At 41.9% G+C, this 23336-nt stretch carries 18 protein-coding genes, 1 pseudogene and 1 riboswitch; of the genes and pseudogenes, 14 read left to right on the forward strand and 5 right to left on the reverse strand.

The genetic code is table 11. The features are described 5' to 3' along the window. The first annotated feature begins 220 nt into the window (after positions 1-220). Together QNH43_RS02775 and bluB are read left to right on the forward strand one after the other, a co-directional pair. A complete protein-coding gene (locus tag QNH43_RS02775; RefSeq protein WP_283916719.1) occupies positions 221-826 on the forward strand; it encodes a uridine kinase family protein in 606 nt (201 codons plus the stop codon). A gap of 95 nt (positions 827-921) precedes the next feature. Then, entirely contained in the window at positions 922-1563 is a 642-nt protein-coding gene (bluB, locus tag QNH43_RS02780; RefSeq protein WP_098370466.1) for a 5,6-dimethylbenzimidazole synthase, read from the forward strand. A 180-nt stretch (positions 1564-1743) separates the two neighbouring features. Here the strand turns inward: bluB and rpoN are convergent, their stop codons facing one another. After that, positions 1744-3105 (reverse strand): RNA polymerase factor sigma-54, encoded by a 1362-nt coding sequence (rpoN, locus tag QNH43_RS02785; protein ID WP_283916720.1) that lies wholly within the window; start codon positions 3103-3105, stop codon positions 1744-1746. Between the two features lie 377 nt (positions 3106-3482). Here rpoN and QNH43_RS02790 point away from each other — a divergent pair, with 377 nt between their 5' ends. The 3 genes from QNH43_RS02790 (at position 3483) to QNH43_RS02800 (ending at position 8030) form a co-directional block, all read left to right on the forward strand. Then, positions 3483-4808, forward strand: coding sequence for an aminotransferase family protein (locus QNH43_RS02790; RefSeq protein ID WP_283916721.1), 1326 nt, complete (start codon positions 3483-3485; stop codon positions 4806-4808). Positions 4809-4826: 18 nt separating this feature from the next. Next, a complete protein-coding gene (locus tag QNH43_RS02795) occupies positions 4827-6260 on the forward strand; it encodes an aldehyde dehydrogenase family protein (RefSeq protein ID WP_283918268.1) in 1434 nt (477 codons plus the stop codon). Between the two features lie 249 nt (positions 6261-6509). Next, positions 6510-8030, forward strand: a complete 1521-nt coding sequence (locus tag QNH43_RS02800) for an aldehyde dehydrogenase family protein (RefSeq protein WP_283916722.1) — start codon at positions 6510-6512, stop codon at positions 8028-8030. A gap of 226 nt (positions 8031-8256) precedes the next feature. Here QNH43_RS02800 and QNH43_RS02805 read toward each other — a convergent pair whose 3' ends face one another. After that, complete coding sequence (locus QNH43_RS02805) at positions 8257-10305, reverse strand: molybdopterin oxidoreductase family protein (protein WP_283916723.1); 2049 nt, start codon at positions 10303-10305, stop codon at positions 8257-8259. Positions 10306-10461: 156 nt separating this feature from the next. Between QNH43_RS02805 and putP the strand changes: the two genes are divergently transcribed. The 4 genes from putP to megL all read left to right on the forward strand — a co-directional run bounded on the left by putP (position 10462) and on the right by megL (position 16122). Beyond that, entirely contained in the window at positions 10462-11931 is a 1470-nt protein-coding gene (putP, locus tag QNH43_RS02810; RefSeq protein WP_076370859.1) for a sodium/proline symporter PutP, read from the forward strand. Positions 11932-12095: 164 nt separating this feature from the next. Next, positions 12096-13373, forward strand: a complete 1278-nt coding sequence (locus QNH43_RS02815; RefSeq protein ID WP_283916724.1) for an ATP-binding protein — start codon at positions 12096-12098, stop codon at positions 13371-13373. 47 nt (positions 13374-13420) lie between these two features. Continuing rightward, positions 13421-14557: a DEAD/DEAH box helicase gene (locus QNH43_RS02820; RefSeq protein WP_283916725.1), complete on the forward strand. Its 1137-nt coding sequence runs from the start codon at positions 13421-13423 to the stop codon at positions 14555-14557. Between the two features lie 389 nt (positions 14558-14946). Then, complete coding sequence (gene megL, locus QNH43_RS02825) at positions 14947-16122, forward strand: methionine gamma-lyase (RefSeq protein WP_283916726.1); 1176 nt, start codon at positions 14947-14949, stop codon at positions 16120-16122. A 13-nt stretch (positions 16123-16135) separates the two neighbouring features. On the opposite strand, the gene QNH43_RS02830 is transcribed toward megL, so the two are convergent. Both QNH43_RS02830 and QNH43_RS02835 read right to left on the reverse strand, forming a co-directional pair. Continuing rightward, on the reverse strand, positions 16136-16867 hold the full coding sequence (locus tag QNH43_RS02830) for a TspO/MBR family protein (protein WP_283916727.1): 732 nt from the start codon (positions 16865-16867) through the stop codon (positions 16136-16138). Positions 16868-17564: 697 nt separating this feature from the next. Next, entirely contained in the window at positions 17565-18071 is a 507-nt protein-coding gene (locus tag QNH43_RS02835) for a hypothetical protein (protein WP_283916728.1), read from the reverse strand. 179 nt (positions 18072-18250) lie between these two features. On the opposite strand from QNH43_RS02835, the gene QNH43_RS02840 reads away from it, so the two are divergent. The 5 genes and pseudogenes from QNH43_RS02840 (at position 18251) to QNH43_RS02860 (ending at position 22364) form a co-directional block, all read left to right on the forward strand. After that, a complete protein-coding gene (locus tag QNH43_RS02840) occupies positions 18251-18559 on the forward strand; it encodes a hypothetical protein (protein WP_283916729.1) in 309 nt (102 codons plus the stop codon). 232 nt (positions 18560-18791) lie between these two features. Beyond that, positions 18792-18922, forward strand: a riboswitch (FMN riboswitch). Between the two features lie 146 nt (positions 18923-19068). Further along, positions 19069-19707 (forward strand): riboflavin synthase, encoded by a 639-nt coding sequence (ribE, locus tag QNH43_RS02845; protein ID WP_283916730.1) that lies wholly within the window; start codon positions 19069-19071, stop codon positions 19705-19707. A gap of 18 nt (positions 19708-19725) precedes the next feature. Further along, a pseudogene (gene ribB, locus QNH43_RS02850) lies at positions 19726-20364 on the forward strand (3,4-dihydroxy-2-butanone-4-phosphate synthase); the annotation flags it as partial. A gap of 78 nt (positions 20365-20442) precedes the next feature. Beyond that, positions 20443-20913: a 6,7-dimethyl-8-ribityllumazine synthase gene (ribH, locus tag QNH43_RS02855; RefSeq protein WP_048685088.1), complete on the forward strand. Its 471-nt coding sequence runs from the start codon at positions 20443-20445 to the stop codon at positions 20911-20913. A 284-nt stretch (positions 20914-21197) separates the two neighbouring features. Next, positions 21198-22364: a DHH family phosphoesterase gene (locus tag QNH43_RS02860; RefSeq protein ID WP_283916731.1), complete on the forward strand. Its 1167-nt coding sequence runs from the start codon at positions 21198-21200 to the stop codon at positions 22362-22364. Positions 22365-22425: 61 nt separating this feature from the next. On the opposite strand, the gene QNH43_RS02865 is transcribed toward QNH43_RS02860, so the two are convergent. Then, a complete protein-coding gene (locus QNH43_RS02865; RefSeq protein ID WP_283916732.1) occupies positions 22426-23292 on the reverse strand; it encodes a YihY/virulence factor BrkB family protein in 867 nt (288 codons plus the stop codon). Positions 23293-23336 lie beyond the last annotated feature (44 nt).

The raw sequence follows: 23336 nt of genomic DNA on the forward strand, positions 1-23336 counted from the left end.
GCCATTTCATTTTCTTCGGCAAATCCGAATTGGCAGCAACTGCCGATAAGCCATTTATGACTCGATGTCGGTTTCGATCGCAAATCCGAATGGCGTATTCAATTCGATGGTCATTAGAATAACATTGCCAGCACCTCCATCTAGTTTTTTTCATTTTATCCTCTCAAGGAAGGATTTTGAGGGAGGGGGAATAGAAATAAGTAGTATAGGAGGAATGCTCATGAATTTTCCAACACTTGATGGACAGTATACGATTAGCAGCCTTATAGCTGAAATTCACGAAATTTCCAAAAAACGATTTCCATATATATTGGCCATAGATGGCCGGGGCGGATCTGGAAAAAGTACACTCGCTTCCCGTATCCAAACTGAGTGTCCGGGTAGCACGGTCGTTCATATGGATGATTTTTATTTGCCATCATCGGATAGGGTCCAACTGCCTCCATCCCAAAAGCAGATTGGTGCGGATTATGATTGGGAACGGGTGTTTAACCAAATTCTGAGACCGCTTACAAGCGGGCGGGATGCAAGGTATCAAAGGTATGATTGGAAAACGGACACTATGGCCGAATGGCATGATGTTCCTGCTGAAGGCCTTTTAATTATAGAAGGGACATATTCCATCCGTAAAGAATTGGCAGGGTACCATGATTTTACGATTTGGGTGGAATGTCCCCGTGATCAGCGTTTGAAACGGGGGCTTGAGCGGGATGGTGAAGAAGCGCGGCAAATGTGGGAGGATAATTGGATGGTGCATGAAGATCTTTATGTGGGTGCGCAAAGGCCTCAAGAAAGAGCGGATCTTATTGTGGACGGAACGAGCTGAATCCTTTGATTTCTGGAACTCGCTTTTAATTGTAAAGGTTTACCTATAAAATTGTATGTATGTTTAGATAAAGCCGAGAAACTTGGGGGGAAACTATGTTTACTAATGAAGAACAAGCTGCCGTTTATAAAGCCATTTATAACCGAAGGGATATCAGGAGTTTTTTGCCTAAGCCCATTTCAAAGGATATACTCCGCAGAATTTTGGATGCTGCACATCATGCGCCGTCTGTAGGATTCATGCAACCTTGGAGTTTCATCGTGATTTCATCTCAGGAAACCAAGAACAGTTTGGCATGGGCAGCGGATAAAGAAAGAAGGGCACTCGCCATTCATTATGAAGGAGATAAAGAAAATAAGTTTCTTAGTTTGAAAGTGGAAGGGTTAAAAGAAGCACCTTACACCATTTGTGTTACATGCGACCCGACACGGGGCGGCTCCCATGTTTTAGGGAGGAACTCCATTCCGGAAACGGATATCCTATCCACAGCCTGCGCGATTCAAAATATGTGGCTGGCTGCCTGTGCGGAAGGGTTGGCAATGGGATGGGTAAGCTTTTATAAGAAAAATGATATTCGTGATATTTTGGAGATTCCGCCGCATATAGAACCCGTCGCACTCCTGTCGATTGGCTATACGGATCAATATCCGGATAAACCCATTCTTGAACTTGCTAATTGGGAAAAAAGAAGGCCGATGGATGAACTTATTTTCAAAGATAAATGGGGTAATAAATAAAACTATATATTATGATTCTAGCCCCTGTTTCAGGGGTTTTTTGTTAGAGTGGAATTGATTTTTCACAAAAAAATGAAATGAAGCAGTGAAAAAGTAGAAGACCCTTACGATGGATACATCCTTTGTAAGAGTCTTTTAGAATACGTCATTCCGTAATGTGGACACAAAATTTGGTTGATTTTAAAATCTGCGCCGTTTTGAAGATCCCGGTATACCGAGATCTTCACGGTATTTTGCAATAGTGCGGCGGGAGATCTTCATCCCTTCATTTTCGAATATTTGACAAAGTTTCTGATCTGAAAAAGGCTTTATCTTATCTTCATCGGCAATCAAGACCTTTATTTTTTCCTTGATGGTGGTCGTTGATTCGGTTGCTTGGCTATTCACGCGGTTTACCCCTCTAGTAAAGAAGTTCCTAAGTTTAAAGAGGCCATGCGGCGTCTGGATATATTTATTGCTCGTGGCCCTGCTGATTGTTGATTCATGAACCTGAAGTTTTTCCGAAATGTCTTTCAGTGTCATAGGTTTTAGCCCCGTAATTCCCTTCATGAAAAACTCTTGCTGCTCGTCCACGATTGTCGCTGCCACCTTGTAAAGTGTCATTTGCCTTTGTTCGAGACCTTTTAAAAGTAATTGGGCATCATTTATATGCCTTTTTATATAATCTTTAGCTGGATTAACAGGATTCAGAGAGATGTGGTCCTTGTAGAAAGGACTGATGGAAAGTTTAGGTGTGCAGCTATCATTGACCGTTATCAGAAAACCTTCTTTTTCTTTTTCCACGTAAACGTCCGGAGTGATGTAATGAGTCAAATCATTGGAAAAGTGACTGACGGGACGCGGGTTTAACGTACGGATGAAATCCGCTGCTTCTTGTACTTCCTGAATGGTCACTTTGTAAAGGGCGGCAATTTTCCTGTAGCGTTTTTCTGCTAAGTCCGTTAAGTGCTTTTTAACGATCTTATACGCCAATTCATTGTGATCCTCATGCTCACGCAGTTGAATGAGTAAGCAATCGGTCAGATCTTTAGCCCCGACTCCAATCGGGTCAAGGGATTGCAAAACTTGAATCATTTTTTCTATTTCTTCGACGGACACGGAAAAGTGCGAGGCAGTCCAATTGGCATCCAATTCAAGAAACCCATATTCATTTAAGTTCCCAATTAAAAATTGGAGAATCCTCCTTTCAATTGCTTTCAACGAACTTAGTAAACTCAATTGTTCCAGTAAATGGCTTTCCAATGTTTCTGTGTTGATTGAATAATTGTTGATTGGGTTGTAATCATTATCCCCGTTGAAACTTTTACTTTTAGAGGACCGTTTCAGAGAATGTATTTTAGGTGTACGAATGCTAGATTCGGAAAGTGATGCGGAGGGGTCTTTAAAGCTTATTTCTAGAACGGGATTTTCATAAGCCTGTCGGTTTAGGAAACCTATTAGTTCATGTGTCGAATATTGAAGGATCTTGATCGATTGCTGTAATTCAGGGGTTAATGATAATTTCAAGGTTTGTTTTTGGTACAGTTCGAATCCTACCTGCATATACATCAACTTCTTTCGTTTAGATTAACATGGCGATTCAAGAGGGATGAAAAAATATTAACACGATAATAATACAAATCTTCCGAAAATTCAACATTATGTGTCAGGTTTTATAACATCAATTAGAAAATAAAGTGGGGGACTTGTAATTAAGTATTTATTCTTATGAATGAGTGTTGGTTGATTCGGATACGAATCAAATGATTTATATATGAATCAACTCAAACTCCTAATGATTTATATATGAATCATTTTAACTTGAATACCTTTAATATAAGGCACATATAATTTGGCATGCATCTTGCTATATCTAAATATATAAATAAAAAAATAAACTAGCTTGAAAAAATCCACTACAAGAGAAGGGTGTTTTTTACATGATCAAAGAAACGACGGGTATTCAGGAATTAATCGATTTGGATAAAAAGCATTTTATTCATCCGACTACGGCAATCGAGCAACAGCAAGCAGATGGTCCAAGTTTCATCTTTAAGGAAGGGAAGGGAATATATCTTACGGATGTCAAGGGCAGGACTGTCATTGATGGCATGGCTTCACTTTGGAATGTGAATATTGGGCATGGACAAGAAGAGATGGCTGAAGTCGCGAAGGAACAAATGACGAAGCTGGCTTTCACCTCAAGTTTCGCCACTTTCAGCAATGAGCCGGCAATCCGGTTGGCGGCCAAAATCGCTTCCATCGCTCCTGGGGATTTGAATGCAGTTTTCTTCACTTCAGGTGGATCGGAGTCGAATGATACGGCCATCAAACTTGCTCGTCATTACTGGCTTTTGAAAGGGCAGCCTAATCGTCAAAAAATCATTTCCCGCTCGAAATCCTATCATGGAGTGGCAATGGGAGCTACAAGTGCGACTGGCCTGAAGCCGTTCCGGGACTTCACGAATTCAATCGCACCGGATTTTTACCATGTGGACGGTTCCTCCATTGAGGAGTTGCGTAAGGTCATAGAACAGGAAGGGCCGGAAACGATTGCAGCATTTATTGCTGAACCGATTCAAGGGGCTGGTGGCGTGAACCTTCCTCCTGAAGGCTATTTTAAGGAAGTAAGGGAAATTTGTAATGAATACGGCATTTTAATGGTGACGGATGAAGTCATTACAGGTTTCGGAAGAACAGGGACTTATTTTGGGATTGAACACTTTGGGGTTGTACCTGATATGATGTGCTTCGCAAAAGGTGTGACGAGCGGATATGCACAGTTAGGCGGGGTCGTCCTGAATGATAAGATGCATCAGGATTTCATTGCCCTTTCAAAAGGCACGCTTTTACACGGCTACACATACAGTGGCCATCCTATGGCATGTGCGGTTGCTTTGAAAAATATTGAAATAATTGAACGTGAAAACTTGATAGAAAACTCAAAACAGCGTGGTGAAGAGTTGCTTGCCGGCTTTAAGAAGCTTCAAAGCAAACACCCGATTATTGGTGATGTCAGGGCACTTGGATTAATTGGAGGCATCTCCATCGTAAAGGACAAACAAACAGGCGAAGGCTTTGAGACACAGCTTGCTCCAAGACTGGTTGCTGAAGCGGCGAAAAACGGCTTGATTTGCCGGTCTGTTACGTTTGATCAAGATACACTCGTATTCGCACCGCCTTTAATCATTACTAAATCGGAAGTCGAAAGAATAATTGAAATCCTTGATGAGACATTTACTGCTGTCGAAAAAGAAATTTTATAAGAGGTGAAAGTGATGGTCATGACGGAAACGCTGAAAAAAAAATTATTCATTAATGGTAAATGGCAAGAATCTGAAAAGTTCACGACACTAAAGTCTCCCTATAGCGGGGAAGTTCTAGCGGAGATTCCTTCGGCAAGCCTTGAAGATGTTGAGTTGGCAATAGAATCAGCCCATCAAGCTAGAAAAACAATGGCAGCTTTACCTAGTCATAAACGTGCTGCAATACTTGAAAAGCTTGCGAGCCTTTTGGAGGGCCGCAAAGATGAGGCAGCTGAAATTATTGCTAAAGAGGCAGCGAAACCGATCAAAACGGCAATGGTTGAAGTATCCCGGACGATTGCCACATATAAATTTGCAGCAGAGGAAGCAAAAAGGATTCATGGGGAAACATTGACGATGGATGCTACAGCTGACGGAGAAGGAAGGATAGGATACACAGTCCGTGAGCCTCTAGGCGTTGTGGGTGCGATTACTCCTTTTAATTTTCCGATGAACCTGGTTGCCCATAAAGTAGGCCCGGCCATTGCTGCCGGAAATACACTTGTCCTGAAACCTGCGAGCCAAACACCGCTATCTTCACTATTTCTTGCTGAACTATTAGCCGAAACTGATTTGCCGGCAGGTGCGTTTAATTTAGTTACCGGAAGCGGTTCGGTCATTGGTGATAAATTAGTCACCGATTCACGGGTGAAGAGCATTTCATTTACTGGAAGTCCTGCTGTCGGAATCGGGATCCGCAATAAGGCCGGATTAAAGAAAGTGAGTCTTGAACTAGGTTCGAATGCGGCTGTCATCGTTGATAAAGGGATCAATATCGATAAAATCATCCAACGCTGTGTATCGGCAGCATTCGCTTTTCAAGGGCAGGTCTGCATTTCCTTACAGCGCGCATATGTTCATGAAGAGGTATATGATGAGTTCGTCAAAAAATTCACAGAAGCAACGAATGGCTTGAAACTAGGAGATTCTTTGGACCCGTCTGTGGATATTTCGGCATTAATCAGCGCTGGTGATGTACAGCGAAGCCTGGATTGGATCGGTGAAGCTAAACAACACGGTGCGATCGTTGCAGCAGGAGGTAAATCTGAAGGGAATATCCTGCATCCGACTGTATTGCTGGAAGTGGATGCAATGCTTAAGGTATCTTGTCAGGAAGTCTTCGCTCCCATTGTTTTGATCAATAAGGTTTCTTCTGTTGAGGAAGCGATTGACTTGGTCAACGATTCCGAATTCGGATTGCAGGCAGGGATTTACACAGAAAATATCAATCTGGCTCTTTCTGCTGCAGAACAATTGGAAGTCGGCGGTGTTATCATTAATGATATCCCAACTTACCGTGTTGACAACATGCCGTATGGCGGAGTCAAAAAAAGCGGGACGGGCCGCGAAGGGTTAAAATATGCCATTGAAGAAATGACGGAAATGAAACTGGTCATTATTAACCGAAATTAATCAGAAAAGAGATGAGCAGCCGCTCATCTCTTTTTTTGAGCTGCCGGTTTATTTTTCTATGAATCTTGAAAGAGCTTGAGATGAAGGATTGCCCATATATTATGCAAGAATGAATAGGTAATTCACGATTGAATTTAAATGAGACAGGAAAGGGTAAAAAAACGTGTTTTACCTATTATTTCAAACTGGCATGAATCTTGCTCATATCTTATATATAGGTAGATAACTTAAAACCGAGGAGGAATTTACATGCAGGAAACTTTGCAAAATAACACGAAAAAAGAAGGAACGGGAGCACTGGACTTAAAGATGTTCATCAATGGGGAATGGGTGAATTCGACTTCAGGAGAGAAGAGGGATGTATTGAATCCGGCCACCGGGGAAGTTATTGCCAAAGCTGCGGAAGGAACACAGGAAGATGTGGATGCAGCGGTCGAGGCAGCAAAATATGCTTTCTATGAAGGTGGTTGGTGGGGAACTCCTGCAGTGGAAAGAGCTCGCATTTTATTCAAAATAGCCGATAAAATAGAAGAAAAAGCTGAAGAATTAGCTGCATTGGAAACATTGGATAATGGGAAACCATTGCGTGAAGCTCGTTTTGATATAGCGGATTCAGCAGCCTGTTTTAGATATTATGCAGGATTGGCTACAAAACCGACTGGCCAAACTTTTGAAGTTCCTGACGGTCAGCAAGCGATGGTCGTAAGGGAACCGATCGGTGTATGCGGGCAGATCGTTCCATGGAATTTCCCGCTAATGATGTCAGCATGGAAACTCGCCCCGGCGCTTGCTGCAGGAAATTCCGTTGTGTTCAAACCATCTGAGATCACCCCTGTGACAGCGGTCAAACTATTCGAAATCATGGATGAAGTCGGATTGCCAAAAGGTGTCGCAAACCTTGTGTTAGGAGCTGGCCCAGTTGTAGGACAAGCCATTGCCGAACATGAAGAAATCGATAAAGTGGCCTTTACAGGAGGAACGGCAACAGGACGTAAGATCATGGAGGCTTCACTGGGTAACCTAAAGAAAGTGACATTGGAGCTCGGCGGGAAATCGCCTAATATCGTATTTGCGGACTCTGACTTTGAGACTGCCGTTGATTATGCTTTATACGGGATATTCTGTAATCAAGGACAAGTGTGTTCTGCAGGTTCTCGTTTACTGTTGGAAGAGTCCATTTACGATCAGTTCATTGCAAGTCTTACTGCGAAGGCGAAAAAGATCAAAGTAGGTTCAGGTTCTGATGAAAGCAGCCAGATGGGGCCTATCGTTTCAGAAGCCCATATGAACAAAATATTATCGTATATCCAAATCGGAAAAGAAGAAGGTGCCAAAATAATCGTCGGTGGAAATCGAATGAATGAAGAAGGCTTGGATAAAGGTTACTTTGTCGAACCTACTATTTTTGTTGATACGACACCGGACATGCGGATTGTGCAGGAAGAAATTTTTGGACCGGTGCTTGTCGTTCAAAAGTTCAAGGATGAAGCGGAAGCACTTCGACTGGCCAATGATACGAAATATGGTTTGGCGGGAGCGGTGTTCACGAATGATATCGCAAAAGCGTACCGTGTCATTAAAAAAGTGCGTGCCGGCATCACGTGGATAAACTCATATCATCCGACTTATAACGAAGCTCCTTGGGGAGGGTTCAAGCAAAGTGGAAATGGACGCGAACTGGGAACTTTCGGTTACGAAGCTTACACCGAAGTGAAGCAAATCAATAACAACTTGGATATCCAGCCAACAGGCTGGTTTGATGAAGAATAAATGGCTAGACGAAAAGGCTGTTCCTTTGGGAACAGCCTTTTTTTGTGAAACTGCAGATAAAATGCCGGAATCGGAAATATAATCCGGAAATCGCAGATATAACTCCGAAAAGTGCAGATATGATGCCAGAATCGCAGATATATTTCAAAAATCGCAGATATAACTCCGAAAAGCGCAGATAAAATGCCGGAACCGTAGATATATTCAAAGATTGCTATACATTGATTTACTTTTGGTGGACTTTTTCAAGATCAACCCGTCCTGAAAAGAAAACGGCGCCATTACCCATATCTGAGAGGCGATCTGGGGTAAGGGAATTGATGTGTTGTTTTGTTTCAGGTATATTCTGCCACAAGCCTTGGCTTACAAGAACGCCGGGTAACACATTTTCACCGGGAGCAGCGGTAAGCAAACATTCACCGCGACCGTTCCAGATTTTGACCATATCTCCAGAGGCTATCCCCATTGTTTTGGCATCGGCGGCATTCATGTGCAGCTTCGGTTCCTTTTCCATGGAGATATGTTTGGCATTATTTGAAAAGGTTGAATTCAAGAAATTGTGATTAGGTGCCGGAATGAATAAAAATGGCAGGTCGCTGTCTTTTATGATTGGCGTATATGTTGGCAAAGGCTCGTATCCATCCTGCTTCATCCGTTCGGAATAAAGTTCGATTTTACCGCTTGGTGTCGGGAGTTTGCCTGGGAACATCGGCTGCATTTTGGCTTTGACAAATTGATTCCTTGAAAGGGAGTCATAGGTGATGCCATCTAAATGCGGGTTATCGGGAAAATCCAGCGCCTGGCGTATCATCTCTTCCTCTGAATCTCTAAATGCTTGTTCCTCAAATCCCATTCCAGCAGCTAACAGTTTGAACAGTTCAACATTCGATTTCGACTCGCCATATTTTTCGATTACAGGTTTTTGTATTTGCACGTAATTATGCCAGTATGAATTATAAAAATCCTCCGTTTCATAAGATGATGTGGCAGGGAGGACGAGGTCGGCAAACATGGCCGTTTCGGTTAAGAATAGATCATGTACAACTGTGAATAGATCTTCCCGCATTAGGCCTTCCTGCACCATATTTGCATTCGGAGCGACAAGTGCTGGGTTGGAGCCGTATACAAACATGGAGCGAATCGGGTTTTCCTTTTTGAGGAGAGCTTGACCGATTTGGTTCATATTAATGGTCCGGGTAGCTTTATTATGCAATAAATCAGGACGTCTTAAGGCATTTGTATTAAAAGCCAGATATCCAGAATTCCCTTTGATGGCTCCGCCGCCTTCGGTCATCCATTGGCCGGTAAGTGCCGGCAGGCAAGCAATGGTACGTACCGCCATGCCCCCATTGTCATGGTGCTGCAGGCCATTGCCTATCCGAACGAATGATGGACTTGTGGTGCCGTACATCCTGGCTAATTCATATAAATCTTCAATTGGAACGCCAGTGATTGCGGATACGGTCGCAGGGTCATAGTGGCGGACGTGTTCACGCAATTCGGCAGCCCCCACTGTGTATTCATCCAAAAAGGGCTGGTCGACTAGATTCTCGGCATATAGTATATGCATTAATCCGAGGGCAAGCGCACTATCGGTGCCAGGCAGAATAGGAATGAACCAATCTGCCCACTTGCCGGTTTGGTTTTTATGTACGTCAATGACAACTACTTTGGCCCCGTTTTTTCGGGCTTGCTGGGCAAGTGTCACTTGATGCATATTTGTGCTCACAGCGTTAATGCCCCACATGATGAAAAGCTTTGTATGAATCGTTTCTTCTGGATCGATGCCGAATGAACCACCCATTGTATAGCTGTATCCGACTGAGCCTGCCGCGTTACAAATGGAACGCTCGAGCACGCTTGCACCGAGTTTGTGGAAAAAACGGCGATCCATACCCTCGGCGCTGAGGTTGCCCATGTTTCCGTAAAAGCTGTAGGGAAGTATGCTTTCCGGACCGTGCATTTCGATCAGGTCTTTCCATTTTGAAGTGATTGTGTCAATGGCCTCTTCCCAGCTTATTGGAGCAAAATTCCCTTCTCCTTTCGGACCGATGCGCTTTAATGGCTGTTTTAAGCGATTGGGGTCATATAGGCGGGCAGTCATGTTTCGGACTTTGTTGCAAATATTCCCTTTTGTGACTGGATGATCAGGATCTCCTTGAACTTTAATGATTTTCCCGTCTTTTTTGTGCAGCAGTAAACCGCATTGATCAGGACAGTCAAGAGAGCAAACAGAGGGAAAAACTCCATCTGGCTGATTGATATAGGATTGCATGGCGTATTCCTCCTAATGATTTAATCTAATAAAATGAATTTTCTTAATTATATTGAAAGTGAAATCGTTGAAAGGTGCAAGAACTTCTTAACATATGTTTTTTTTTCTGATAAGCTTACAAGATGAAAATTAACCTATAAATAGGAGGATTCATTTTTGGATTATGGAATTATAATATCAATTGGAATATACATGGCAGGCATGCTGTTAATTGGTTATTTAGCCTATCGGAAAACGGCCAACTTAACCGATTACATGCTTGGCGGCCGGAACTTGGGCCCGGCTGTAACTGCATTGAGTGCAGGAGCTTCCGATATGAGCGGCTGGCTGTTGATGGGTCTTCCCGGTGCTATGTACATAAGCGGGTTAAGTGCTGGCTGGATTGTCGTCGGCCTGTGTGCAGGGTCTTATTTAAACTGGTTATTCGTGGCACCAAGACTTCGGACATACACGGAAGTGGCCGGCAATTCGATTACGATCCCGGACTTTTTGGGAAATCGGTTTAAAGATGGCTCTAGGGTCTTAAAAGTGGTATCAGCATCGGTCATTTTAATTTTCTTTACCTTTTACACATCTTCAGGCATGGTAGCGGGCGGTGAGCTTTTCCGCTCCGCTTTCAATTTGGATTATCGGTGGGGCATCTGGCTGACGGCGAGCGTTGTTATTCTTTATACATTATTTGGCGGATTCCTGGCTGTTAGCTGGACCGACTTCGTACAAGGTACAATTATGTTCATTGCCTTAATTCTAGTACCAGTTGTCACGATTGTAAATATTGGTGGCTGGGATCCTACCTTCAATGAAATAAAATCGATCAACCCGAATTTATTGCATGTTTTTGAAGGAACATCGACCATTGGAATCATATCTCTTCTGGCATGGGGGCTTGGTTATTTCGGGCAGCCTCATATTATCGTTCGATTCATGGCGGTTTCATCTGTTAAAGAATTGAAAAGTGCACGCCGAATCGGTATGGGCTGGATGATTTTTGCTATCGTCGGAGCAATGTTCACCGGATTGGTGGGGATAGCTTATTTTAACCTGACAAATAGTCCTTTAGGGGAAAAAAATGCTGAGTCCGTCTTCATCATTTTATCTAAAGAACTGTTTCCTTCTTTAATTACAGGCTTCTTGTTGGCTGCTATCTTAGCAGCGGTAATGAGTACGATTGCATCACAGCTGTTAGTATCGGCAAGTGCTCTGACCGATGATTTCTATAAGCAGTTCATTCGGCCGAATGCATCTGATAAGGAATTAGTGCTTGTAGGTCGGTTTGGTGTATTGGCGATATCTGCCATTGCCTTATTATTGGCTTTTAATCCAAGCGGTACGATCCTTAAATTGGTGGGTTATGCATGGGCTGGTTTTGGAGCGGCCTTCGGTCCTGTCATTCTGTTAAGCCTGTACTGGAAACGGATGACGAAATGGGGAGCCCTGGCGGGAATGATTGTCGGTACGGCAACCGTGATCGTCTGGGATATGATCGATAAGTTCGCTGAAGTATACGAAATCATTCCGGGTTTCATCGCTGGTTCAATAGCGGTAGTCGTTTTCAGCTTATTATCGGCCAAGCCTACAAAAGATATAGAAGAAGAATTCAATCAAGCCATTAAAAACCTCTCTTGATCATTGAAGGTCCAGTAAAAATGGTGCTGGTTTTTTTAGCTATATAAAACAATGAATGCAATATATATGGTACAATACCGATAGAGTCCTTATGTTGAAAACATGAGGGCTTTTTTTGAGTGATTTGGGAATAATAAACCAAAAAACAATACAAAGGAAAAAATATGAACCAATCTCATAAAATTGCATGTAAAGTGGCTTTTATATATATAATCATTGGGGTCTTATGGATTATCGTTACGGATTACATCTCTATGACACAGGCAAGGGCAGATGTTCAGATATATGCAATGTTTCAACATTCCAAAGGGTGGATGTTCATTTTCATAACCGGGCTTTTCCTATACTTCATAATCAGGTATTGGACGGGGAAAATGTTGAGATCCCAACAGGAATTCATTCTGAAGGATGAACAGTATCGGTCGCTGTTCAAGCATAACCCGGATTGTGTCCTTGAGCTGGACCTCGAAGGAAATGTTGTTTCGATAAACCCTGAAGCTGAGAAACTATTAGGTCATAACAGTGACAATTTGAAAGGCAAGAATGCGAATCATCTCCTCAACTGGAATGAAAGTGATAAAGTATCTGTATTCTTTAAACAGTCCCTTCAGGGGGAGGCTGTAAAATTCGAAACGACCATCCAGAATGGCAGTGATGAAGAACGGATAATCCGTGTAACCTTTTTACCGATCATCGTTCACGCGGAAATGCTTGGAGTATATGCAATCGTTCGGGATATTACTGAATTGCGGCGCGAAGAGGAATTGATGATCATGTCTGAAAAGTTATCTGTAATCGGACATCTGGCTGCAGCGGTCGCACATGAGATACGGAATCCCCTGACATCGTTAAAAGGATTCGTACAGTTAATGGATATGACGCAGGAGGTGAACCCGCTGCATTCTGATATCATGTTGAAGGAAATTGACCGAATTAATATTATCTCAAGTGAACTTTTGATTCTTGGGAAGAAACAGGATGTTGCGTTCCGCAGGATCGATCTTGCCGACAGTTTACAACAGGTATTCACGTTGATGAAAGCAGAAACGAATTTGAATAATATCGAAATGGGGTTCAGGGTTAAAACCGCCGAACCGATTTATATTATGGCTGATCCAATTGAAATTAAACAGTTGATAATCAATATCGTCAAGAACAGCATTGAAGCGATTGAGGATAATGGGAAAATTGATATATCGCTGCAAAACGTCGATGGACAAGCAATGGTCAGCGTGAGTGATAATGGCATGGGAATGGTGCCCGAGCGTCTTGAACGGATTGGTGAGCCTTTTTATTCGACAAAAGAAAAGGGCACAGGGATCGGGCTGGCAATTTGCCGGAAAATCGTTCATCGACTTCACGGGGAAATGCATTTTGAAAGTGAGATAAACATAGGGACGACGGTTACAATTCGTATTCCATTGGCTACTGGACAAGAATAAATGGTACTATGAAAGATAGGAAAAGTTATATTTTAAAGGAGAAAGATATGAGCGAATTACCTGAATTAGTGAACGATAGAAAAGCATATATACAAGAGGTCTGGAAAAAGTCCGGATTCGGGCAACTTACCCCGATTCAAACGAAAGCGATTCCGGTGATTGTCGAGGGAAAAGACATCATGGCCGAATCACCGACTGGTACGGGAAAAACATTAGCATATTTACTGCCATTGCTAGAAAAGATAGATCCTGAAAAGAAATCGCCCCAAGCTTTGATTTTGGCATCATCACGAGAACTGGTCATGCAAATCAATGAAGAAATTCGCAATTGGTCAGAGGGAAGCGGCATTACGGGTGCAGCATTCATCGGCGGTGCCAATGTGAAAAGGCAGTTGGACAAACTGAAGAAGCGTCCCCAGGTGATTGCTGGAACACCGGGGCGGATTTACGAATTGATTGCCCAAAAGAAATTGAAGATGCATGAAGTTAAGACGATAGTACTTGATGAAGGTGACCAATTGATCACTCCAGAGCATATGGGAACGATCAATAATATTATCAAAACAACGCTAAAAGATCGGCAAATCATGGTATTTTCTGCGACCCTGCCGGAGGAAACGGAAAAAGCCGCCCGGGGATTCATGAATGAACCCGAAATGATCAAGGTCGATAAGCATGAAAAAATGGAATCAAAGGTGGACCATCTTTACTTTGTTGTCGAGAGACGGGAAAAGTCCAAGATTCTGGAGAAAATCACAAGAATTAAAGATGTGAAGGCCCTTGCCTTCCTGAATGATATAGCGGAGCTGAGCGTCCTGCATGAAAAGCTGAGTTATAAAGGTATTGAAATGGGCGTGCTTCACGGTGAATCCAATAAAGTCGACAGGGAGAAGGCGTTGCGCAAGCTTCGTTCGGGAAAATCCCCAATGCTGATAGCAACGGATGTAGCGGCAAGGGGGCTTGACATTAAAGGTCTTACTGCGGTCGTTCATATTGATATGGCTGACAACATCGAACAATATATCCATAGGTCTGGGAGAACTGGGCGAGCAGGTGCAGATGGCACTGTCATTTCAATCGTAACGGAAAGAGAAGAGCGAGAGTTGAAAAAAATGGCTCGTGAACTGGAGATTCCATTAACGAGAGTAACCTTCTATGGTGGAAACATCGTAGTCGATGAATGATTCGAAAAAAGGGACGGCCATGGCGGCTGTCTTTTTTTTTGCTAATGCCCGTTAAGATTAAAAATTTAAAAGTTGCTCATTGTACGGAATCCCCACTACATGCTTTTCCACTTTCTGAATATGGTGGGATTCCCAGTAGAAATGGGAAGGTGCTTGTTTTTTGAATAAAATTGAACGATGAGTGCCTAGGCAAAGGAATGTTCAAAAAGAAATGATCCAATAAGATCAGGATAATATAGCCGCATAGCATTTGACACTATAAATATTCGATTGTGAAATTAGACTAAATTCAGGAGTTCATTAATGGGGGATGATCATGAATGAAAACGCTTCCTTTATATGGTTTTTTGACATATGATAGCAATAGACATAGGTTAGGAGGAGACGGTATGACAGGAAAGCATAAACATTTTGAAACGGCAGTCATCCACGAAGGATATGACTCGAAGAAGCATTTAGGAAGTTTGGCAACACCCTTATTCCAAACCTCAACATTCACTTTCGAAAATGCCGAGCAAGGGGAAAGGCGTTTTGCCGGTATGGAAGATGGATATATTTATTCCCGCCTTGGAAATCCAACGGTACAAGTGCTTGAAGAAAAGATTGCCGCTTTGGAAGGCGGGGAAGCTGGCCTTGCTTTCGGTTCAGGCATGGCTGCCGTTTCAGCAGTGCTTTTTGCGTTAACAAAAACAGATGACCACATCCTGTGCTCACAGGGGCTATATGGTTGTACATTTGGCCTCCTGCAGCTAATGAATAATAAATACCGCATCACACATGATTTTTGTGAAATGGATTCAGAAGAACAGGTAAGGAAAATGATCCGGCCGGAAACGACCTGCATATATGTAGAAACCCCGATCAATCCGACGATGAAAATGATTGACTTGCAGATGGTGGTGAGAGTTGCGAAGGAATATAATGTGACGGTCGTAGTCGATAATACGTTTTCAACTCCCTACCTACAGAGACCGCTTGAATATGGCTGTGATATCGTCCTTCATAGCGCTACGAAATATCTTTGCGGGCATGGGGATGTCGTTGCGGGACTTGTCGTCGGTAAGAAGGAATTCATGAATCAGGTAGCTGGGACTACACAGAAAGATATCGGTGGTATCATTTCACCATTCGATGCTTGGTTACTATTGAGGGGGTTAAAGACCTTGCCTGTCAGGATGGACCGTCATTCGGACAATGCAATGGCAATCTTTCAAGAACTTAAGGAACATCCAAAGGTGAAAAAGGTATATTATCCAGGTGATGAAGATTCACCGGATCATTATATAAGGCAAAAACAAATGAAACATGGAGGCGGCCTTATCTCTTTCGAATTGCATGGCACAAAACAGGATGCACAGGAATTCCTCAATAAATTGAAACTTATCAAAATTGCAGTAAGTCTAGGGGATGCCGAAACATTGATCCAGCATCCCGCTACCATGACGCACTCTGCCGTTCCTGAAGATTCACGGGAACAAATGGGCATCAGTGACCAACTGGTCCGTCTCTCAGTTGGCCTTGAGGCTTGGGAGGATGTCTGGCAAGATCTTCAGCAAGCATTTTAGGGTACCATATCCCTCATTTGTTCCTCCTATTTTTAATGAAGATGGTGATGGATACGATAAAAGTGATGGCAGCCAGGATATAAGAAATATCTGTGATTACAGGATAGGCGTCGCTATTTCGTATCCCGATGCCTATGAACGCCCAAACGAATACGAGAGGATAGCACCAATCCCGGTTTTTACCTGCAAAGACAAAGGCCAAGGCTGTTGCTGCAATCAGCAGGACGATCGTCCAGATTATACTGGAAACCCCAAAACCATCCCATTTGATATAGGTGAGGTAATAAGAAATGTCAGCTATGGCTGCAACACTTACCCAGCCTGCATAAACGGAAAACGGAAATAGGTCGAAAGCAGCATGCTCCACTTTTTTCATTCTTGTATAAATGACCATTAAAGTAGCCAACAGGGCAAAGATAATGAATACGGATAACAAAAAACGTTCATAGTGCCAAGCCAAAAGCCAAGCGCCATTCAGGACACAGCTTAAAGTGAACCAAGGGAAGGATGCCTTATAAGCAGGGCTGTTTTGATGTTTACTTAAAAACTGCCTGAATACCCAAATGGCGAGCAGGAAATAGATCAAGCCCCATATGGAAAATACATAACCGGCAGGAGTGAAAAAGACATCAAGTTTATCGGAAATCTCTCCTGATGTTTGGCCGTTCAATGGCAGGAAGTTGGCTAAAAAATTCATCGTGACGACGAACAGGTAGAAAATCAAGTTAATGATGGAAATAAACATGGGCTTCCTCCTTGTATGAATTATGACCCTTCTAACCTTATTCCACATATTTAGCCTGGTTAATCTTTTCGGAGCACATCGGGGGTACTTGGGGGTCATTTTTCCAAAAAGAGAGGAAGTTCCTGTAACAATTGAACCATTTAAGGTTAGAAATTTTACACCTTCACTTTATGGTAATAAAATAATCAAAGATTCATATTATTTAGTCATTCGGGGTCGTAAGATATCATATAAAATAAAAACCCCCAAAAACCTTTGTGTAAAAGGGTTTTAGGCGGTTTTTGTTTGTGTATTTCATAGTTTGGTAGGAAATTCGGCAGGGAATCTGAAATAATAACAAAACACTGGAGTAATTGTTCAGCATTTTTTTAAGTACTTTAGCTGCATCATCCTGCATGTTTGGCATCAAATGAGAATAGGTATCTAAGGTAATTTTGATGGAATAATATAACAATTATTATGGGGCGACAATCCTTACAGATGTCGTCTTTAGTTGATTTACATAACTACCTCAGAGAACATTGTACTATGAGTGTTACAATTATCTTGAGGTGGTAACTTTGTTTATTTCTCCATTCAAACAGAGCAACCCTTCGAAGACGAAGATTTCATAACGGAACTAAAGTTATCAATTTTTGCATCTTAGATTCTGGGTTTATGCCAATTAAAGAACATAAATACTAAAAGCTTAATTAGTTTATGGAATAGAGCCGCCATTTGATAAAGTATCATTGGATATATTTACATTTACAATTGGATTACCTACGTTTGAAATAGTATCGGTATCATTTTGAGTCTGGGCCTGAAGTTGGGCCTGAAGTTGGGCCTGAAGTTGGGCCTGAAGTTGGGCCTGAAGTTGAGCTTGAAGTTGAGCTTGGGCTTGAAGTTGAGCTTGAAGTTGCTCTTGTTTTTGTTGTTGTTGTTGAAGTTGGAATTGAAAATTTTCTAATTTAGACTTACAATCATCATGAGTTTCATAATCGCAGCAATTTTTCTTCTTACAATAATCATCGTGAGTTTCATAATCGCAGCAATTTTTCTTCTTACAACAATCATCGTGAGTTTCATAATCGCAGCAATTTTTCTTCTTGCAACAATCATCGTGAGAGTCATAATCACGGCGTTTTCTCTTCTTACAACAGTCATCGTGAGAGTCATGATCACGGCGTTTTCTCTTCTTACAACAGTCATCGTGATAATACATAAAAATATCACTCCTTTTTTTCCTATACTTTAAGTTACTTTTTGAGGTGCATTCTTTTGGACAAGTATCCCTATTTTCCTATTATATGAACATTTTCAAAAAATGATTGAGCACTCTCCCTATTTTGATTTTTGATAGTTACTTAATTTCGATGCATGTCATAACCAGATTAAGAAAAAATGAATTTGGTTGTGCTTTTAGGGATTGAGGAAAATAACCGGATAAAGCCAGCTGGCATAATGGAGTTTGTCCCTTCTGCAGCGAGTCAGTACCAGGATTTAATTGTCATTTCTTTGGATCCAAAGATTAAATGTAAAGTAAAGATGGCTACACCAACCAGGGACGAGCTACAAGAAGCACTGGAACCAAAACACGTACAAGAGATATTAGGCATAGGACGAAGCCAGACTTATGAATTATTCAATAAACCTCCCTTTCACGTTGTAAAATCGGAAGGATATACAAAGTTTCAAAAATTACTTTTTTAATGGTTAGATGGAGAACAAGGAAATTGATTCCTTGTTCTTTTTATTTTGTCATGGTAATATGACATTAATTAAAAGCGAGCACAGTGGTAGGTTTTTGGTAGGATACTTGGTAGGAATGAGCAACATTCAACAGAATTACAAAACATTTCGAAAAATATCATAACCGTAAAAACCCTATAACAAAGGCTTTTAAATAACAACATAATACTAGAAAACACAGCGATGTGTTGATAGTGTCCTTCGGGGTCGGGTGAAAATCCCAACCGGCGGTGATGAAGAAATTCTAAGCCCGCGAGCCTGATAAAGGCAGGATTTGGTGAGATTCCAAAGCCGACAGTACAGTCTGGATGGGAGAAGGACGTGTGGAACCCAAGTGTATACGTACGCCTAATTTTTCAAAAATGAAAACATTAGGCTTTTTAGGTATACAATTTTTTTCACTCATTTCTCCTGCTAACTCCTTAGGTCATCCTAAGGGGTTTTTTATATTTTATAAAAGGGGGAAAAACATGTTTACGGGAATCATTGAGGATGTCGGTACCGTACATTCCTTGAAAAAAGGAAAAAGCAGTATGGAGTTATCGATTCGTTCTGAAAAAATCCTTGAAGATGTGCATCTGGGGGATAGTATTTCAGTCAACGGGGTCTGCTTGACGGTAACATCCTTCACAAAAAGTTTGTTTACGGTCGACGTGATGCCGGAAACGGTCAAAGCTTCCACGATCCGGACGTTAAAATTGGGATCACCTGTTAATCTCGAACGAGCCATGAGTGCACAGGGAAGGTTTGGCGGTCATTTTGTTTCAGGTCATATCGACGGAACCGGAACGATCATAAAAAAAGAACGGAAAGAAAATGCCGTATATTATGTAATCCAATTGGAAGAAGGGCTTAATACATTCTGCATTCCAAAAGGTTCCGTGGCCATTGATGGAACGAGCTTGACGATATTTGGGATCGAAAGGAACCTTTTGACTGTGTCACTGATTCCATTGACTCATCAGGACACCATATTGGGACAAAAAGCGGCTGGCGATATTGTTAACATCGAAAATGACATGATAGGGAAATATATAATACATCAAATGAAAAATGGCAATCCAAAACCAGGACTGAATTTAGAGTTTTTGGCAGAGCATGGATTCTAATAATAGGGCGGTGTAATGATGTTCCATACAATAGAAGAAGCAATAGAAGATTTGAAGGCTGGCAAGGTAGTAATCGTATCCGATGATGAAGACCGTGAAAATGAAGGGGATTTTGTAGTGTTGGCCGAAAAGGCGACACCGGAAGCGATTAATTTCATGGCGACTCATGGACGTGGTTTGATTTGTACAACCATCACTGAAGAACTGGCAGCGAAATTGAAACTGCATCCTATGGTAGGTGAAAATACCGATCATCATGGCACTGCTTTTACGGTAAGTGTCGATCATAAAAGCACCTCTACAGGAATCAGTGCTTTTGAACGGTCCTTGACCATCCTTGAACTTCTTAATGAAGATTCTGTGGCTGAAGATTTCCAAAGGCCTGGTCACACTTTTCCGATAGTCGCTAAAGAAGGCGGCGTATTGAGAAGGGCAGGACATACGGAGGCATCGGTGGACTTGGCGAAGTTATGCGGTGCCGCTCCAGCGGGTGTCATTTGTGAGATCATGAATGAAGATGGATCGATGGCCCGCGTATCCGATTTAGAAGTCATCGCTGATAAATTTAACCTGAAATTCATTACGATAGCCGATTTGATTCGGTATCTTGAACAAAATGATTCAATTGGGAAACAGGAACTTGAACTGAACATCCCGAAAGCTTGAAGGGTTATTAGGAATTAAGTCTTAACGTGAAAAAATGATATTGTTTTTTAAAATTAGGAGGAATTGGACATGGGGAAAACTATTGAAGCACAATTAATCGGATCAGGTTTGAAAGTCGGAATCGTGGTAGGAAGATTTAATGAGTTTATCACAAGCAAGCTTTTAGGAGGGGCATTGGATGGCCTTAAGCGTCATGGCGTTGATGAGAATGATGTTGACATCGCTTGGGTCCCGGGTGCTTTTGAACTTCCGTTAATTGCTAAGAAACTTGTGAATACAGGTAAATATGATGCGGTAATCGGTCTAGGGACGGTAATCAGGGGTGCCACTTCACATTATGATTATGTATGCAATGAAGCAGCTAAAGGCATGGCTTCCGTGTCATTGGAAACAGGTGTACCGGTTATCTTCGGTTTGCTGACAACTGAAAATATTGAACAAGCCATTGAACGTGCAGGAACGAAATCAGGTAATAAAGGCTATGAAGCTGCGGTTAGTGCGATTGAAATGGCCAACCTTGGAAAATTAATAGAACAGTGATTTCACATAAGGAAGCCGCAGGGAATAACATTCCTGCGGCTTTTTTAATTGTCAGATTGTAAATACCTCGATTTCAAAGTTATGTGGTTTCATTAAATACCGGTATAAATCATGGAAAATAAAGAATCATTAGGGGATTTTCAAAAAAAAAACCGAACAAAAGCATCACGTAATGGAACCAAGATAAAATATGCGGATATGATTATGCTACAATTGTAAAGATTGCAATTGAAATTCATGACTTTAGGGAAAAGTAATTTTATTAGTTATTAGGAGGGGTTTGTGTGTACCATCTCTTTACACATAATGATTTAGATGGAGTCGGCTGCGGCATTGTAGCTAAGCTGGCATTCGGAGAAGAAGTAGTGGTTAGTTATAATTCAATTGGCCGCCTTAATCAGAATGTAGGAGCATTTCTTGAGCAGGCTAAGATTGAAGATACATTGATTGTTACTGATCTATCGGTTGATGAAGATAACGAAAAAATGATTACTCAGTTTGTGGAAGATGGAGGCAAGGCATTGCTGATTGATCATCATAAGTCAGCACTGCATTTGAACGAACATGATTGGGCATCTGTAACTGTCGAACAGGAAGATGGTAAACAGACGGCAGCGACATCATTATTCTATCAGTATGCAGTTGAAAATAAATTGCTGGAACCATCAAGCATTGTCGCTGAATTCGTTGAATTGGTTCGTCAATACGATACTTGGGAATGGGAAGTCAATAAAAATACAACGGCAAAACGATTAAATGACCTGTTTTTCATGATTCCGATAGAGGAATTCGAAATGAAAATCGCAAATAAGCTGTCCACGGCTGAAAGTTTTACTTTTGACGAAGTGGAGCAAACCCTTCTGAATGTTGAAGAGAGTCGAGTAGATCGGTACATAAACAGGAAAAAAAGAGAAGTCTATCAGGCTACGGTCGGTCCCCATACGGCTGGTGTGGTCCATGCAGAGTCATACCACTCGGAATTGGGTAATGAACTGTCGAAAGAGTTCTCGCATCTGGATTATATAGCCATACTGATGGTAGGAAGTAAAAGAATCAGCTTCCGGACAATCCACGATGATATAGATGTTTCTGAGGTTGCCGGCAAGTACGATGGGGGCGGTCACCAAAAAGCAGCCGGTTGCACCATGTCCGAAAAGGCATATAGCCAATATGTCGAAAAGACCTTCCATGCCGAGCCCCTTAAACGCGACGCACATAAGAATCAATTGAATGTAAAGGAGTCCCCAGAGGGTTGCCTATATTCAACGAGAGACAAACAGGACATATTCATCTATGAAGATGAAGAAGAGGAATGGATTGTTGAAATCAACGGAAAACAACAGAAAAAAACCTTCGATACATTTGCGGAAGCGGAAAAATACATGAAGCGGAAATACGCTGCATGGCTGGCGCATGATGAAAGATATGAAGAATTTATCAATAAGGGGTGAATAGGAAAGCGGCTGTCCAAATGGGACAGCCGCTTTTCAATCTTCCATTGTCATTCTTGATTTACCTTTTAAGCGGGACAGGATGAACGATCGTGCGGGACTGTTTTTTCGGAATGGAATTTTGGCGATGTAGAATTGCATTGATTTCTCCTCCAATCACAAAAATGAGACCACTCAAATACAGCCATAGCATCAAGATGATCACGCCTCCTAAACTGCCGTAAGTGGAAGAGTAGTTGGCAAAGTTACTTACATAGAATGAAAATCCAAGTGATATTCCCAGCCAAAGTACAGTTGCGGTCACTGCCCCAGGGATGACGTGTTTTATGGGAAAACTTTTATTCGGTGCAAAGCGATATAGAAAGGCCAGGACAAGTGAGATGACAACAATCGCGATAACCCACCGTAATAAGCTGAATAATATTTGCGTTTCTTCAGGGATCGGAATGACTTGCTGTAATAAATCGATGATGACTTTTCCGAAAACGGGGAGACCCAACATGACGATGAATGCTACAACCAGGCCTAATGTCAATACAATGGAAATGATGCGGGCTTTGATGAAATTCCTTGTTTCTTCTACATCATAGGCGATATTCATGGAATGGATGAACGCATTCATTCCGTTGGAAGCGGACCAAATGGTTCCGAGGAAACCAAAAGTCAGTAAGCTGCCGTTCCGTTCGGATAATATGTTGATGATATTTTTCTCGACGACTTCCATCGTTTCCGCAGGCATGAAGGTTTTTATCGTGTCAAGGGCTGTTTGAATATCGATGTTCAGATAAGGTAATATGGACAGAAGTAAAATGAGCAAAGGGAATAGCGCCAGTAAATAGTAATAAGCTTGTTCTGCCGCTAGCCCGGTTACACGATCTTCCTTTATTTCCTTAATCAGTTTCTTTGAAAATTTTATCGACTTATTCAACTGGCATCACTCCTGAATAGTTACTTAGGCTTTCTCTTCTTTTC

It is taken from the genome of Peribacillus simplex, assembly GCF_030123325.1.
Taxonomy (GTDB): Bacteria; Bacillota; Bacilli; order Bacillales; family DSM-1321; genus Peribacillus; species Peribacillus simplex_D.